Here is a 15,825-nt window from a genome sequence, read left to right on the forward strand (position 1 = left end):
CGTTCCGGCCGGGGATCCCGCACCGCGGCCCGTCCGCCCCCGCCCCGGGGTCCGTCCGTGGCCCGGTCCGCGGAGGCTTCGGGGCGGCTCCCGGACCGCCGGTCCGGTGTGGGCGCGGGGCGTGCCGGGGGGTGCGCGGAACGTCAACCCCCTGCTCCGTCAGCGCGGGTCCAATCCTCACACGATCGGATGAATGTGGGGCGAACGTGGCGGTCCGGGCGTCGGCGGCAGTTAAATTCGCGCCGTTCCAAGGGGGTCTGCACCCCGGCCCGGAAGCATCCGGAAGGTACCCGGAAGGCAAGGCAGGAGAGCGCACACCTGATGACGGATCGCCCCCCGCAGCGCACCCCCAACCGCCAGCTCGCCGCCCTCATCGCCGAGGCCGGTTTCTCCAACGCGGGCCTGGCCAGACGCGTCGACCAGCTCGGTCTGGAACACGGCCTCGACCTGCGGTACGACAAGACCTCGGTCACCCGCTGGCTGCGCGGGCAGCAGCCGCGCGGCACCACACCCGCCCTGATCGCCGAGGTCTTCACCCGGCGCCTGGGGCGGCGTCTGTCCGCCCAGGACCTGGGCCTCGACGCCTGCGCGCCCGTGTACGCCGGGCTGGAGTTCGCGGCCTCCCCCGAGGAAGCCATCGACATCGTCAGCGGCCTGTGGCGCAAGGACTCCGGCAGCCACGCCGAACTGCGCAAGATCGCCTTCACGCCGGCCGGGCTGGTCGTCCCCAGCCGGGACTGGCTGATCGGCCGCGCCGACGAGCGCGTGGGGCGCGGCGAACCCCCGCAGCCCGCCGAGATCCGGGTCCCCGTCCAGGGCCGGGGAACCGTGCCCCGCCAGCGTGCCACCGAGCGCACCGACCGGGGCACCGACCGCGCCCCCGGCCAGCGCGTCACCGGCGGCGACATCGCCGCCCTGCGCTCCGTCGGCGAGCTCTTCCGCACCCTCGACCACGCCTACGGCGGCGGCCACGCCCGCCAGGCCCTCGTCCGCTACCTGGAGCACGAGGCCGAGCCCATGCTGCGCGGCGTCTACGGGGAGACCGTGGGACGACGGCTGTTCGCCGCGACCGCCGACCTCACCCGGCTGGCCGGCTGGACGTCGTACGACATCGCCGCGCACGGACTCGCCCAGCGGTACTTCGTGCAGGCGTTGCGGCTCTCCCAGGCCGCCGGCGACCGCGCGTACGGCTCGTACGTACTGATCACCATGAGCCGCCAGGCCGTCCACCTCGGCCACGGGCGGGAGGCCGTGCAGCTCGCGCGCGTCGCCCAGCAGGGCGTCGGCTCCGCCGCCCCGCCCGTCGTCCAGGGCCTGCTCCACTCCGTCGAGGCGCGCGGGCACGCCCTGCTCGGCGAGGTCCGGGCATGCGCCGCCGCGCTCGTCCGGGCGGAGCGGGCGCTGGACGGGGCCAGGCCGGGCGACGACGTGCCCTACTGGGCCCGGTTCTTCGACGAGGCGGAGCTCGCCGACGACGCCGCGCACTGCCACCGTGACCTCCACCAGTACCGGGCCGCCGTCCAGCACGCGGAGCGCGCGCTCCAGCTCCGCGCGCCCGCGTTCGCCCGCAGCCGCCTCTTCTGCCGCGTCGTACTGGCCTCCGCCCGCCTGGGCCTCGGCGAGCTCGACCAGGCCTGTGCGCTCGGGGCGGAGGCCGCCCAGCAGGCGTCGGAGATCCGCTCGGCCCGCGCCGTCGAGTACGTACGCGACTTCGAGCGCCGCCTGGAGCCGTACAAGGACGCCGCGGCGGTGCGGAACTACCGCGACCGGGTCGGCGCCATCGGGATCTGAGGCCGGCCATCTGCCGGTGCCGGACCATCTGCCGGCGTCCGGCACCTGCCCGCCTGACACCTGACGCCGGGATCGGGGCGTCAGCGTCCGCTGCGGTCGGCGCCGGGGTCAGCCGCGCAGGGACACGCCGAACCGGGTGCGCAGGCGCCTGATCTCCCACCAGACCAGCGCCGTCACCGACGCGGGACCGCCGAGCAGGGCGCTCATCCGCACCAGCGGCGGCCCCGGCGGCAACTCGGCGATGGCCAGGTTCAGGGCCGCGAACTCCCATACGAGGACGCCGGTGAGCAGGGCCGGCAGCGCGGCGTGCACCTGCGTCGTGTTGAACGCCGTGCGCACCGCCGTCGGGGACGAGAGCACCACGAAGAACACCAGCCACAGGACCGGTGCCAGCAGCGCGACCACCAGGACGGCGACGGGCACGCTGTCCGGGAACTTCCGGTGGAGGGCGAACATCCCCAGCAGCAGGGCCGGTACGGCCGTGAAGGCGCCGAAGTAGCACAGCACCGCCCGCCGTGCCGGGCGCAGCCGGGACCACATCCCCGGCCGCGCGGCCGGCGGCGCGAAGCGGAAGAGGACCGCCAGCACCAGGGGCGCGGTGAGCAGCAGCAGCCACGGCGTGGTCATCAGACGCAACGTGAACTGGTCCTGCGCCTCCTCCCAGTCCTCGGACGTGCCCCACACCGCCAGGATGGCGAAGGACGCGGCGAGCGCCAGCCCCGCACGGATCTTCTGCAGGAGCACCAGGTCCGGATCCAGCAGGCGGCGGGCCCGGTCCACGGGGAAGACCAGCAGGGACGCGCGGCGGGCCGAGCGGGCCAGGGGGTAGGTGAGCAGCAGGACCACGAAGGGCCAGCCGCAGCACAGCACCAGTCCCCAGATGCAGCCGGGGATGCGGCGGACGATCCCCAGCAGTTCCCTGAGGGTCGGCCACTCGTCCTCGCGGAACCGCCGCCACAGCGACGGGCGCGGCGGGGGCGGATACGGCCCGTACGGGGCGTACGGGTGGGGGTGGTCCGGCGCGTGGCCGTACGGCGGGAAGGGGGCGGAGGGCGGACGGGGGCCGTGCGGCGGGTAGGGACCGGCGGGCCCGTACGGATTCCCCGGTGGCGGCCATGGCGGGCCGTAGGGACCTTGCCCCCCGATCGTCACGCCGACATCCCTCCTGCACTCGCGCGTTGATGAAGCGTCCAGGACAGTCAACTGCCAAAGACCCGCCCGCACACGGGGATCGGGGCAGGTGCCCGGCAAACGCCCGGGAAACGCCCTGCCGCCGCCCCGCACGGCCTGGCAGGATCGCGGCATGCGCACCGTGTACGCCTTGTTCGTGGGCATCGACGACTACCCGGGCGCGCCGTTGCGCGGCTGTGTCAACGACGTGCGGGAAGCGGAGGGCTGGCTGCGGCGGCACGGCGGTCCGGCCACCCGCGTACGGACGCTGCACGACGCGCAGGCCACCCGGGCCGCGGTGGTGCGGGCCATCGAGGAGCACCTCGGGCGGGGCGGCCCCGGCGACACCGCGCTGCTGTGGTTCAGCGGGCACGGCAGCGAGTGCGCGACCGACGACCCCCGTGAGGCGACCGGCATGTGCCAGGCCCTCGTCTGCCACGACAGTCTCGACGCCGGCGGCCAGCCGCTGCTGCAGGACACCGAACTCGGCGCCCTCCTCGACGCGATCGCCGGGCGCGGCGTCCACGTCGTCGCCGTGCTCGACTGCTGCCACGCGGGCGGCGCCACCCGCGAGACCCTCGCCGGAGCCACGGCGCGCGGCGTGGAGTGGCGCCCGTGGTGGCGCACGAGCGGCCACCCGGGCGGCGCCGCGGCGCGTGCGGATCGCTCCGGCGGCGGCACCGGTGGCCCGCGGGACGGCGGTGCGCCGGGCGGGCCCGAGCCGCGGCGGCACGTGCTGCTCGCCGCCTGCCGGCCCCAGGAGCGCGCCCATGAGGCCGAGCTCGACGGGCGGGTCCGCGGCTGCTTCAGCCATGCGCTGCTCCAGGCCCTGCACCGGCTCGGGCCCACGGCCGCGAACGGCTCGCTCCACGCCCTCGCCGAGACGCGGGTGCGGAGCCTGCATCCCTTCCAGCACCCCGGGCTGCGCGGTCCGCACGACCGGAGCTTCCTGCACGGCGACACCGTCCCCGGCTCGCCGTTCCTGCTCCGGCACACCACTTCGGGCTGGGAGGTCGACTGCGGGTACGCGCACGGACTGCGGGCCACCGGCGCCGAGTTCACGCTCCTCGGGGAGGACGGGCGCCGGGTCGCCGTCACCGCCGTACGCCCGGAGTCCGCCCTGGTGGAACCCGTCGACCGGCGACCGCTGCCCGCCGAGCGGGACCGGGTGTACCCGGTGACCCCGTCCGCCCTGGCCTTCCCGCCCGCCGCCGTGACGGTGCTCGGCCCGCCCGGCGCCGTACGGATGGTGTCGGAGGCGCTCACCGGGGCGCCGCTGCTCGCCGAGGGCGGGGACGGGCTGCCGCTGCGCGTCGAGGCCGACGGTGACGGCCGGGCCCGGGTGTCCGGCGGCGACGGGCACCCTCTGGGACCGCTGCCGCTGCGGACGGCCGCCGACGCCGGCCGCCTCGCCGACTGCCTCACCCACATCGCCCGCTGGCACCACATCCGGGACCTCGCCAACCCCGATCCGTGGCTGTCGTCGCTCGTCCGCGTCACGATCGAGCCGCTCGTCGGCACGGTCGGGCACACCGCCACTGGCGAGACCGTCTGCACGTACACCGCCGACCACCGGGAACCCCAGGTGCGGGTCCGCGTCCACAACGACTCACCGCTGGAACTGTGGTGCGTGCTGCTCGACCTGACGGACAGTTACGGCTCGTCCCCGAGCCTGTACGAGGGCGACTTCATCGGGCCCGGGCGCGCGGGCCTGGCGCGGCACGGGGAGCCCGTATGGCTGCGCCTGCCGCCGGGGCGGGCCGTGGTGCGCGGCGCCTCCACCCGCGACTGGCTGAAGGCGATCGTCGCGGAGAACGAGCTGAACACCGCGCCCTTCCGGCTGCCGCCCTGGTCCCCGGCCGCACCGGGAGCGGCGCGCGGCGCGACGGCCCCGGCGGGCGGCGGGCTGCTCCGGCTCGCCCCACCACGCGGCAGCCGCGACGCGGGCGGCCCGGCGCACGAGGTGGGCCGGTGGGGCACCGCCATGATCGACCTGCGCACCGTGGTCCCGTAACCGTTCGGCGGGCCCGCTTCCCTGCACCGGTGCCGCCGCAGGACCGACGGAGGCGGACAGGTTCCCCCCACGGGCGCCTCAGCCGTCCGCGGCGCCTTCGCCGGCGGCTCACCGGGCCTCGGGAGTTGCCCGGTAGGGGCGGCATGGAAGCCCGACCGGAAGCGCCCGGCTGCCGTGGCCTCGGCGGGCGCGCACCGGAGGCGCGCGCGGCGCCCCCGGCCCGTCGTCCCCTCAGCGGCCCAGGTGGGTGAAACCCGCCCATCCGGTGAGGTCGTCGCTCCTGACCAGCGGCACCCGCTCGGCCAGCCGCGGGGGCATCCCGGGCGGGGCCTGTCGCCGGTCGTCCAGCATCCACAGCTGCGCGCTGCGCAGGGCCTGGCCGGGCGGCAGGCCGTCCCGGCTCATGTAGTGGTGCGTCATGTACATCAGCAGGGACGTCGCCTCGTCGGGCACCGGCCACAACGACCCCACCACCGAGCGGGCGCCCGCCACCAGGAACGCGGTCGCCAGGCTGTAGGCCTCGTCGTAGCCGCGGCCCGACACGTTCGTACGGCAGGCCGCCAGTACGACCAGGTCCAGGTCCCGGTAGCGGTCCGTGCCCTCCGTCAGTTCCTCCGCCGCCAGCCGCCCGCCCGACAGGTCCAGGTAGGTGCTGTGCCGCGCGCCCTGGCGGACCACCCCGTGGCACGCGAGGTGCAGCAGGCCGCCGCGCTGGCGGCGCAGCCAGCCGGTCACCGCAGCCGGCGTGGCGGTGCCGGGGCCGAGCAGCTCGCCGTCCGGGTGGAAGGTGCGGTGGATCGCCTCGGCCTCCTCGCCCGCGTGGTGCAGGTCCCGGGTCGGGTTGCCGACCACGAGGGCCTGCCGCCCGGCGCGGGCACCGGTACCCGCGCCCGTGCCGGGCCGGGCGGCCACCTCGCACAGCAGCCGGGCGGACGGCACGTACGAGATCCGGGCCTGCTCGCAGGCGTGCCCGGGGCGCGTCCGCAGCCGGTGCCGTACGGGGACGCGCGCCGCGTGCCACGGCACCATGCCCAGCTCGGCCATGGGCACCAGGACGACGGCGGGGACCGTGCCGTAGCCGCGCGGCACCTTCCCGAGCAGCGGCTCCATCACCGCCTGCCCCGCCCAGTCGCAGAGCCGCTCCAGCGCGGCACGGGCCGGACCGGCGGTGTCCGGCTCCGGGGGCGGGGGAGCGGCGGGCGGGCCGCCCGCGTCACGCCCCGGCGCCCCGACGGCCCGGTACCGGGTCAACGGCTCGGCATCCTCGGTCAGTCCGGGCAGCGGCAGCGCACGGACCGATCCGTCGGCGTGGACCATGAGGGCCGTACCGGGCAGCCGCTGGTCGTGGAGCAGGCCCTCGCCGCCGGGCAGCAGATAGACCAGCGCCGTCGCGGACAGCGCCCGCAGCGCCGCGCCGATGTCCGCGGGCGACGGCACGTCCAGCAGCCGCCGCCGCTGCGGGGAGGCCGCGAGCGCCTCCAGCACGCGCCGCCGCAGCCGGCTGGACGGGCCCGACAGCGCGGGACCGCCGGTCAGCACCGCGTCCTCGCCCAGCTCGGGGGCGGGCGAGCCGGTGCCGCGCCACTCGTCCGCGAGGTCGGACCGGCCGAGCGCGGTGAGCATGTCGGGCACGGTGGTCGCCACCGTGGCCGCGTGCAGCACGAGTCCGCGCCCCGCGTCCAGGGCGCCCACGGCGTCCTCGACCGCATCGTCGGCCAGGCACCAGCGGGCGACGTCCAGGGCGTACTCCCCGGCGCGCCGCCCGGTCTCCGCGGCGTGCGCCGTACCCGACTGGAGCAGGACGCTCCAGGCGGCGGCGCGCAGCGCGTCCAGGCCGACGCTCCGCGACCGGTCGTGGTTGAGCCGCGCCGCCCTTGTGCCCGGCGGCTGCACGTCGCCCCGGATGCGGTACGCCATCGCCAGCGACATCCCCAGCGCGCCCCACAGCGGGTACTCGGGGCCGCCGGCGAGCCGCCGCGCGTGGACCAGCCAGGAAATGCCCTGGTCCAGGTGGTCGCCGCGCTGCTGCAACGTACCCGTCATCCCCGCCACGGCGCAGTGGCAGTTGCCGAGGACGCACGCGTAGCGGATCCACCGCTCGTCGTCCGGCTCGATCAGGTCCAGGGCGTCCCCCAGCAGCTCGACGGCCTCCAGGACCCGCTCCGGGCAGCGGGTGAGCAGCCCGCGGACGGTACGGCCGATCGCCGCCTCCCCGAGCTTGTCGGCCCGGGCGCCCGCCGGCAGCGGCGCGAGCTGCCGGCGCACCTCCTCCACCGGCGGCGCGTCCGGCGTACCGGGGTCGTCGACGACCCCGGTACGCCGGCCCCGCAACACCGCCAGACTGCCCCGGGCCGCGTCGAGGTACGACTCGAACGTGACCCGGTCCATGTGGTCGGGCGGCAGCCGCGCCAGCACGGACTCCAGCTCGGGGATCAGCGCCGCGAGCCCGGCCTCGTCGTCGCGGCGCGCGGCCTGGCGCGTCCGGAACGCGGCGAGCTGGCCGGCCATCTCCAGGCGCCGCATGCCGTCGAGCGCGGGTGTGTCGACCAGTCTGCCCAGGTCGTCCAGGGCCGAGTCGAACTCGTCCTCGCCGCCGCCGTACTGCGCGAGGAGCACCCGCAGATGGGCGTGGGTCAGGTCGTACGCGTCCCGTTCCGGGCTGTCGGGGGGCAATTGGGCGCGCGCCTCCTCCACCCGCGCCAGGGCCTGCTCGAGATCGGCGGGGCCGGCGGTGGGCTGATTGAGGACGGACTGGCCGGCGATGCCCGCGACGGCGGCCTGCCAGCGCTCGTCCCGCGGCCCGTGGGCGCGCGCCTCGGCCAGCAGTTCGTCCCGCTGCCGCGTCGTGGCGGACGGCAGGCCGAACTGCAGGACCGTCAGGAGCATGAGGATCTGTCCCGCGCGCAGGCCCGACTCCGCCGATCCGCGCCGCAGCGCCCGCCAGTCGGTGTACAGGCGCTCGAACGCCTCCGCCGGGGTGGCGCGGCCCAGCCGGTCGCAGACCAGCGCGTTCACCCGGGCGAGCTCCTCACCGCTCGTCAGGGGGCCGGTCTTCTGCAGTTCGGACAGCACCGCGTCCAGGTCGTAGGGCCTCACCGTCACGTCAGATCCCCCGCCCGGTCGCTCGCGGCGCGGCCTGCGCCAGGTAGGGCGCCAGCACCCCGTTCAGCCAGCGCTCTCCCTCCGGCGTGCCGAAGTCGACCGGCGGCGCCCCCGCGGGCTCCAGCGGCGGCACGGGGCACCGGTCCTCGAAGAGAACCGCCACCCGGTCGGCGGGCTCCCGCTTCGACGGCCACACGAACCCCTGCGACCAGGGCTTCGTCCGCTGCCGGATCCAGTGGCCCCAGTCCCGCGTCTGCGGGTAGTCCGCGCTCTCCGCGTGCACCAGCCAGGTGTCCTGGCCGACCGCCGCCAGGTCCGCGCCGGACATCAGCGACACCACCTCCAGGTCGGCGGCCAGCCGCAGGAAGGACAGGCTGCGCCGCTCGAAGGCGACCCGGGGCAGCAGGCGCACCCCGCCGTCCCCGTCGAACGGCACCGAGCGCAGCAGCACCTCGCTGACCGCCGCGCCCACGCCGAAGCCCACGTACAGGAAGCCGTAGCGGTCGTACGGCGTGCTGTCGAACCGGCCGCCGTCGTAGAAAGCGCGCGCGGGGTGCGGGTTGAAGGCCGCGGCGGCCCGGTGCGTGGCGTGCACGCGGTACACGGCCGTGCCCGCCGGCAGGGTGGCCCTCGTCGGCGTCCCGGGCAGGACGTCCGGGGGCGGGTACTTGGGCATGCCCTACCACCCCCCGTCCGGACCGTCGGGACCGTCGGGGTCTTCGGTGCCGGCCAGCGCCCGGGCCGCGGCCAGCAGTTCGTCGTCCCGGCCCCGTCCCAGCAGCCCTGCGGGCGGGGTGCCGTTCCACCACGTGTGGGCGGACAGCCACCAGTCGGCCGCGCCCCACGGGTCCGCGCCGGCCCGCAGGACCGTGTTGACCTCCAGGACCACTGCCCACGGCATGGTCCCGGCCTCGAACTGGAAGGCCGGCAGCCGCCGTCCGCCGTCCGGGGCCGACAGCACGATCAGACGCGGATCGGCCGCCCCGGCACCGGTCCACGGCAGGGCGGGGGCGCTCAGCAGCCGGTCCCGGACGGGCCCCAGCACCGGGCCCACCATGGGGTTGCCGTCCACCACGAGCAGGCACAGGTCGGCGGCGCTCCAGCCCTGGTACAGCGCGGCGGGCGACGCGGTGCCCGTGAACCGCCCGCCGTCCCCGTGGCGGCGCAGCCGGGCCGCCTCGTCGTCCGGCAGCGCCTCCAGGACCGTCCGTACGGCCCGTACGGCGCGGTCGGCGTCCCCGGTGCCCGCCGCGCGCAGTTCGGCGAGCAGACCGCTCAGCGCGCTCCGCGCCTCCGGGTCGAGCAGCCGGGACAGCCGGGGCCAGTCGGCCGCGAAGGCGGCCAGCATCACGAAGGGGTTCCCGTTCACCCGCACCCGCACCCGCGTCCTTCCGCCGCACCCTCGGCGTCCCCGGGGAGCGGCTCGGCCCCGAGCACCTCGACCACCAGATCCGCGATCAGCGGTCTTCGTACGATCAGATGCAGCTCCCGGTCCGGGTCGGCGTCCGCGGCCAGTGCCGACCACAGGGCGCTCACGCTCGTCCCCGGCGCCAGCCCGCCGCGGCCGGCCCCCAGCAGCGGGAAGCAGACCGACCGCAGGGGAGGGGTGAAGCCGTCCCGCTCCAGCGACATCAGTGCCAGGGCGCGGGCCGCCGTGCGGGCCACGTCCTGCGGGGTGACGTCGTAGTCGTTCGTACCGGGCCGGGGGACCGTCACCGCGGCGTGGTAGATGCGGCGCACCCCCTGCTCGGCCAGGGCACCCGGCGCGGTCGGCGCCACCGTCCCCGGCAGGGCCGGGCGGCGCGCCACCCCGTGCTCCGCGCGCCACTGCGCCAGCGCGTCGTGCACCGGGTCCGCGATCACGTCGCCCGCCGTGTCCCGCACGGCCCCCGCCCGCCGCAGCGCCGCCGACACGGACGCCTTGTACGGCTCCGGTAACGCCAGGTGCGTATTGGTCGGCGAGACGATCACGTCCATGTCCCGGACCAGCTCCACCGGGTGGACGTGCAGGACGACCGTCCGGGGCCGCCCGGCCCGCGGCACCCGCAGCGCCCGGTGCTGGAGGTGCGGCGGCAGCAGCGCGATCTCGGGGGCCGCGGCGGTCCGGGCCCCGGAGCCGGTGCCCGCGAGCCAGCACACCTGCTCGGCGATCTGGCCCAGGACCATCTCCTCCTGGCTCTTGCGGAAGCGCTCGACACTCAGGCGGTACACCTCGGCCGCCAGCCGGCGCCGGTCGGCCGCCGCCCGGTCGCGCATCCCCGGCGCCAGGCCCAGCGTGCGCTCCGCGGCCTCCTGGAGATCGCCCCCGCCGAGCCGGGACACCGCGGCACGCAGCAGGTTCTCCACCTCGACCGGCCATGCGTCGGTCACGGCGCCGGGAACCGCCACGGCGGCCCGCCGCAGCAGCGGGAGGTCGAGATCGCGGATCCGCACCACGCCTTCCAGGCGGACCATCTTCACCTCCCGCAGAACCGACGCCACGTCAAAAGGCTGTGCTCCGAGGGACATGCGTCCATGATCGTGCTCGGGTGACCGGCGTCACAAGCCCTGTGGACAACGGCTCACGCGGCCCACACGCCCACGCTACGCGGCCGCGCGGCGGCCCTCGGGTCCCTCCGCGGTCGACATCCGGTCGTCCCCGGGTCGCCGGTCCGGGACCCCCAGGTCCCGCAGCACCGCGCGGGCGGCCCGGCGGCCCGAGTGGAGGGCACCCTGCGCGGTACTGGTGTCCCGGTGGTCGCCGCAGACGTACAGTCCGGCCAGCAGCCGCACCGGCCGGCGCAGGTCGTGCGGCGGGGGCATCGCCGGGACGGCCTCCGGGTCGTGGTGGACGGCCAGCAGCTCCCAGTCCGCCGTGCCCGTGCCGTACAGGCCGGCCAACTGCCCGCGCACCAGCGGCTCCAGACCCTCCGGCGGTGTCCCGAGCACCGTGGAGGTGACCAGGACGCGGCCCTCCGGCGCCCGGGCCGGGTCCACCGCGCTCATCACGGCGGTGTACGTGACGGGTCCGGTGCGGTCGGCGTCGAGCAGCAGCGCGGCATCCGCCGGCGGCGGCGCGGGCGCCGTGTGGTGCAGCACCGTCACCGGGTGGAAGTCCGGTACGCGCAGCCCGGGCAGGAGGTCCGCGGCGGCGCGGGCGCCGGTGGCCACGACCAGGGCGCGGCAGGCCAGTTCGCCGTGCTCGGCCGTGACGACCCGGTTGATCGAGGCGTCCTTCACATGGACGCCGGTCTTCACCGTGCCGGGCGGCAGCGCGGCCGCCAGCCGCTCCGGCAGCGCCGACGCGCCACCCGCCGGCACGCACAGCCGGCCCCGCGCGAAACCGCGCAGCGCGAGGTCGGCCGCCCGGCTGGAGGTGGCCGTCAGGTCCGGGTCGCCGAGCAGTGCCGAAAGCAGGGGCCTGAGGAAGCGGTTGACCGTACGGGGCGGCAGGCCGCGCCCCGCCGCCCCCGCGCCCGGCGCATCCGCGGCGGACCGCTCCGGGCGGGCCAGCAGCCGTGTGGCCGGGGTGCTCGCCAGCCTCCCCAGCGCGGCACCCAGACGTGCCTGGTCCAGCGTCCGGGGTGCGTGGGCGAGGGCGCGCGCCCGGGTGAGCGCCGCGTACGGGGTGCGGGCCGCGTCGCCCGCCTCGACCGGGCGGACCGGCGCCATCCGGTGCAGCCGGCCTTCGCTGTGCACCATGACCCCGGGCCGGAACGTCCGCAGCGCGGCGGCGTCGACGCCCGGAGCCCGGCGCAGTTCGGGATACGCGGTGCTGAGCAGCTGACCGATCCGGTCCAGCCGGAACCCGTCGACGTGTTCGGTGCCCATCCTGCCGCCGACCCGCGGGGCGGCCTCCAGGACGCTGACCGTCAGCCCGGCACTGGCCAGCTGGTGGGCCGCGGACAGTCCCGCGAGCCCTGCTCCTACGATGACGACGTCCGCGTGCTGTGCGGTACTGAGCACGTGTCCCTCCCCGGGGTGGCGGTTCGGTGCGTGGGGGGCTCATGCCCTCTGCGAGGCGACGGAATGCCGCGTTCGAGCCCGAGCGTAGGAGCGCCCCGTCGTACCGGTCAGTCGCGCGTGCGGGGGGTCACCGGTGCATGGAGGGGTCGCACGGGCGTGCGACCTCTTGCGCACCCGACGGATCACGCCACGGCTGCCGGCTCCCCGCTGTCCCCCGCGCCGGGGCGTACGGGCGGCCGGCGACCTCCCGACGGGCCGGAACGGTCCGCGTGCCGCTCGTGAGGGCGGCGACCGGATCCCGCCGGGCGGGCTCCCGACCCCCGGTCACGCCGCCGCGATGGCCCCGTCGATCGTCGGGAAGGCGAAGCGGAACCCGGACTCCAGCAGACGGGCCGGCAGGACCCGCTGACTGCCCAGGACGTCCTGGGCGAAGTCGCCGAGGACGATCCGCAGGGCGGGGGAGGGGACGTGCAGGAACGCCGGGCGGCGCAGGACGCGCGCCATCGCGGAGGTGACCTCGCGGTTGGTGACCGGCTCGGGCGCGGTCAGGTTCACCGGCCCGGAGAGCGACCCGGTGTCGAGGATGTGGCGCAGGGCGGCGATCTCGTCGTGCAGGGAGATGTAGCTCCAGTACTGCCGCCCGGAGCCGAGCCGCCCGCCCAGGCCCGCGCGGAACAGCGGGAACAGACGGCCCCACGCGCCGCCCTCCCGGGCCACGACCAGCCCGGTGCGGGCGTACGCCACGCGGATGCCCGCCTCGTGGGCGGCGGCCGCGGCCCCCTCCCACTCCACGCACACCGACGGCAGGAAGCCCTCCCCCGCGGGCGCCGTCTCGTCCACCGCGCGGGCGCCGGTGTCCCCGTAGTAGCCGAGCGCCGTCCCGCACAGCAGCACCTTCGGCGGGGTGTCCAGGGAGGCGACGGCCTCCGCGATCGCCGCCGTCCCGAGCACCCGGCTGTCGCGGATCTCCTTCTTGTACGCCTCGTTCCAGCGGCGCTCGCCGACGCCCGCGCCCGCGAGGTGGACGACGGCGTCGCAGCCGACCAGGCCGGCCACGTCGACGTAACTCCGCCGGGGGTCCCACTCCACCTCGTCCCCGGCCCGCGCGGGACGCCGCACGAGGCGGACGACCTCGTGGCCGTCCGCCCGCAGGGAGCGGGTGAGGGCGGAGCCGATGAGACCGGAGGAACCGGTGACGGCGATACGGGCGGTGTCGGTACGGCGCATGGGCCCATCCTGCCCCGGGGACCCCTCATGGCACAGTGGCGGTCATGACCGACCCCAACATAAGCATCCGGATCGCTCTTCCGGGCGATGAGGAGCCGCTCGGCGAGCTCGACCGGGCCACCTGGTCGCCGCTGCACGCGGTCGCGCCGCGGCCGCAGCCGCCCTACGACCCCTTCTTCGACTCCACCCACCGCCCGCAGGACTTCCTGGTGGCGGAGGCGGAGGACGGCCGCCTCGCCGGTTACGTGCGGGTCGTCCCGCCGACGCGGCTCGCCTGCAACACCCACGTGCGGCAGATCCAGGGCCTCGCCGTCGCCGAGTGGGCGCGCGGCCGCAGCGTCGGACGGGCGCTGCTGCGCGCCGCGTGCGACGAGGCGCGCCGCCAGGGCGCCACCCGCATGACGCTGCGGGTGCTGGGGCACAACGCGCCCGCACGCGCCCTGTACGCGTCCGAGGGGTTCGTCGTCGAGGGCGTGCTGCCGGGCGAGTTCTTCCTGCAGGGGCGGTACGTCGACGACGTCCTCATGGGGCGCAGCCTGCTCACCGGCGACTGAACAGGCGCATCCCGCCGGTCAGCTCGCGCAGGCACCGCACCGCGAGCGCGGCCACCTCGCCGGGCGGCGCCTCGGTCGGTGCCCACGCCTCCAGCGCCACCCGGATCGCGTCCGTGGCCGCGGCCGCCGCGAGCCGGATCTCCAGCGGATCGGCACCCTCGCCCGCGAGCGCCGCGAGCACCGGCCGCAGCCGCTCCTCCGACTCCTGGTTGGCCCGGTACCAGACGGCCCGCAGCGCCGGGTCGCCGTCCGCCGCGCGCAGCAGCCCGCGGGTCCACCGCAGGCCCTCCGCGGCTGTCGCGTCCGGGACGGACAGGGCGTCGGCGACGGAACGCTCCAGCGCCTCGGCCAGGGGCACGGTGCCGGGTTCCGTCGCCGCCAGGCGGGCCCGCCAGCGGTCCGCGCCGCCCGCGAGCAGCGGGGCGACGGCGTCCTGCTTGTTGCGGAAGTACCGGTAGAAGGTGCGCAGCGCGACCCCCGCCCGGTGGGCGATCTCCTCGGCCGTCGTGCCGTCCGGGCCGCGCTCGGCGAAGAGCTCCGCCGCGGCGCGGGCGATGTCGAGCTGCGTCGCGGCCTTGCGGCGTTCGGTCAGCGTCAGCGCGGGCTCGGTGCTCATCGCGGCCCAGCGTACGCCCGCCGTACGGCGCCGTGAGACGGTGGCAAAACGTGCCAGTGCGGCGTAACGTGTCGCCATGAAGCGCTATGAGAACCGCCGCGTCCTGATCACCGGCGCCGGCTCCGGCATCGGCCGCGCCACCACCCTGCGCGTGCTCGCCGAGGGCGGCCGGGTCGTCGCCGCCGACGTCGACGCGGCGGGGCTGGCGGAGACGCACGCCCGGGCCGGGGCGGACGCGGCGCGCCTCACCACCACCCTCCTCGACGTCGCGGACGAAGCCTCGGCTACCGCCGGTACGGCCGGCGCCGTGGAGACGCTCGGCGGGCTCGACGTCCTGGTCAACGCCGCCGGGATCCTGCGCTCCGAGCACACCCACCGCACGAGCCTCGACCTCTTCAACACGGTCCTCGCGGTCAACCTCACCGGAACCTTCCTCATGATCCGCGAGGCCCTCCCCGCCCTCCTCGACGGCGACCGGCCCGTCGTCGTGAACTTCTCCTCCACCTCCGCGAGCTTCGCCCACCCCTACATGGCGGCGTACGCGGCCTCCAAGGGCGGCATCCGGGCGCTGACCCACACCATCGCGAGCGAGTACAGCAAGCAGGGCCTGCGCGCGGTCTGCGTGGCCCCCGGCTCCATCGCCTCCGGCATGACCACCGGCAAGGGCCCCGGCCTGCCGCAGGACGCCGACATGAGCCTGTTCATGAAGCTGATCCCGGCCATCGGCCAGGGCTTCGCCGCACCCGAGACCGTCGCCGGGGTCGTCGCCATGCTCGGCTCCGAGGACGGCGCGTTCATCACCGGCACCGAGATCCGCATCGACGGCGGCACCCACTTCTGACGGCCCCGCCGCCGCACGGCACCCTGCCGTCACACACCGAAGCGCTCCCAGAGCCGGGGGAACCTCTCCTCCAGCGCCGCGTCGTCGTCGAAGTCGAACGGCGTGCCCTCCGGCTCCGGCGGCTGCGGCGGAATGCCCAGGTCCGGCGCGACCGTCCCGGTGAGCTGCTCGTACGCCTCGTCCGCCGCGTACCCCAGCTCCTCGCCGTCCCCGTCGATCTCCTCGTCGAAGTCGCCCAGCAGCTCCGCCAGCGAATCCGGGTCGTGCACCGCGCCCTCGAACACCTCCCGGCCCTGGCCGATCAGCCAGCAGCGGAAGTAGTCGAACGCGTCGTCGCTCGCGCCGCCCAGCAGCACGGCGGCCGCGCCCCACAGGTCCCAGGTGTAGGCCCGTTGGTAACGGGACTCGAAGTGCCGTGCGAAGTCCAGCACGGAGTCGGGGTCGAGCTGCAGCAGCCGCTCCACGAGCAGCTCGGCATGGTCCTCGGGGTCGCCCTCGGCGGCCTCGCGGGTCGTGTCGATGATCTCCCAGAACTCCGTTTCGTCCATCACGGGACCAGCATCCT

General features: G+C 76.3%; 13 protein-coding genes. 4 read left to right on the forward strand and 9 right to left on the reverse strand.

The genetic code is table 11. The features are described from left to right. Positions 1-321: 321 nt before the first annotated feature. The gene (locus IH00_RS0104065) at positions 322-1,791 is read left to right on the forward strand and encodes an NsdA family TPR-like regulatory protein (protein WP_031069618.1); all 1,470 of its coding nucleotides are present in this window, start codon (positions 322-324) and stop codon (positions 1,789-1,791) included. A 108-nt stretch (positions 1,792-1,899) separates the two neighbouring features. Here the strand turns inward: IH00_RS0104065 and IH00_RS0104070 are convergent, their stop codons facing one another. Continuing rightward, positions 1,900-2,943: a hypothetical protein gene (locus IH00_RS0104070; protein ID WP_031069621.1), complete on the reverse strand. Its 1,044-nt coding sequence runs from the start codon at positions 2,941-2,943 to the stop codon at positions 1,900-1,902. Between the two features lie 151 nt (positions 2,944-3,094). On the opposite strand from IH00_RS0104070, the gene IH00_RS0104075 reads away from it, so the two are divergent. Next, a complete protein-coding gene (locus IH00_RS0104075; protein ID WP_031069623.1) occupies positions 3,095-4,975 on the forward strand; it encodes a caspase family protein in 1,881 nt (626 codons plus the stop codon). Between the two features lie 231 nt (positions 4,976-5,206). Here the strand turns inward: IH00_RS0104075 and IH00_RS0104080 are convergent, their stop codons facing one another. The 6 genes from IH00_RS0104080 to IH00_RS0104105 all read right to left on the reverse strand — a co-directional run bounded on the left by IH00_RS0104080 (position 5,207) and on the right by IH00_RS0104105 (position 13,249). After that, positions 5,207-8,077 carry a CHAT domain-containing protein gene (locus IH00_RS0104080; protein WP_031069626.1) on the reverse strand — a complete coding sequence of 957 codons (2,871 nt, stop codon included), beginning with the start codon at positions 8,075-8,077 and terminating at the stop codon, positions 5,207-5,209. A gap of 1 nt (position 8,078) precedes the next feature. Next, positions 8,079-8,753 (reverse strand): RES family NAD+ phosphorylase, encoded by a 675-nt coding sequence (locus IH00_RS0104085; RefSeq protein WP_031069629.1) that lies wholly within the window; start codon positions 8,751-8,753, stop codon positions 8,079-8,081. Positions 8,754-8,756: 3 nt separating this feature from the next. After that, on the reverse strand, positions 8,757-9,452 hold the full coding sequence (locus tag IH00_RS0104090; RefSeq protein WP_234334762.1) for a hypothetical protein: 696 nt from the start codon (positions 9,450-9,452) through the stop codon (positions 8,757-8,759). Further along, the gene (locus tag IH00_RS0104095; RefSeq protein WP_052411161.1) at positions 9,443-10,585 is read right to left on the reverse strand and encodes a macro domain-containing protein; all 1,143 of its coding nucleotides are present in this window, start codon (positions 10,583-10,585) and stop codon (positions 9,443-9,445) included. Before IH00_RS0104095 ends, IH00_RS0104090 begins: the two co-directional genes overlap by 10 nt. A gap of 75 nt (positions 10,586-10,660) precedes the next feature. Further along, positions 10,661-12,022 carry an NAD(P)/FAD-dependent oxidoreductase gene (locus tag IH00_RS0104100; protein ID WP_031069635.1) on the reverse strand — a complete coding sequence of 454 codons (1,362 nt, stop codon included), beginning with the start codon at positions 12,020-12,022 and terminating at the stop codon, positions 10,661-10,663. A 324-nt stretch (positions 12,023-12,346) separates the two neighbouring features. Continuing rightward, complete coding sequence (locus IH00_RS0104105) at positions 12,347-13,249, reverse strand: TIGR01777 family oxidoreductase (RefSeq protein ID WP_031069638.1); 903 nt, start codon at positions 13,247-13,249, stop codon at positions 12,347-12,349. Positions 13,250-13,293: 44 nt separating this feature from the next. On the opposite strand from IH00_RS0104105, the gene IH00_RS0104110 reads away from it, so the two are divergent. After that, positions 13,294-13,803, forward strand: coding sequence for a GNAT family N-acetyltransferase (locus IH00_RS0104110; RefSeq protein WP_031069640.1), 510 nt, complete (start codon positions 13,294-13,296; stop codon positions 13,801-13,803). On the opposite strand, the gene IH00_RS0104115 is transcribed toward IH00_RS0104110, so the two are convergent. Beyond that, positions 13,790-14,419, reverse strand: a complete 630-nt coding sequence (locus tag IH00_RS0104115) for a TetR family transcriptional regulator (protein ID WP_031069642.1) — start codon at positions 14,417-14,419, stop codon at positions 13,790-13,792. The genes IH00_RS0104110 and IH00_RS0104115 overlap by 14 nt on opposite strands. A gap of 76 nt (positions 14,420-14,495) precedes the next feature. Here IH00_RS0104115 and IH00_RS0104120 point away from each other — a divergent pair, with 76 nt between their 5' ends. Beyond that, positions 14,496-15,260, forward strand: coding sequence for an SDR family NAD(P)-dependent oxidoreductase (locus IH00_RS0104120; RefSeq protein ID WP_031069643.1), 765 nt, complete (start codon positions 14,496-14,498; stop codon positions 15,258-15,260). Between the two features lie 29 nt (positions 15,261-15,289). Here IH00_RS0104120 and IH00_RS0104125 read toward each other — a convergent pair whose 3' ends face one another. Beyond that, a complete protein-coding gene (locus tag IH00_RS0104125; RefSeq protein WP_031069644.1) occupies positions 15,290-15,808 on the reverse strand; it encodes a DUF4240 domain-containing protein in 519 nt (172 codons plus the stop codon). Between the last annotated feature and the right edge of the window lie 17 nt (positions 15,809-15,825).

Origin of the sequence: Streptomyces sp. NRRL S-118 (assembly GCF_000716335.1) — a bacterium.
In the GTDB taxonomy this organism is placed as follows: domain Bacteria; phylum Actinomycetota; class Actinomycetes; order Streptomycetales; family Streptomycetaceae; genus Streptomyces.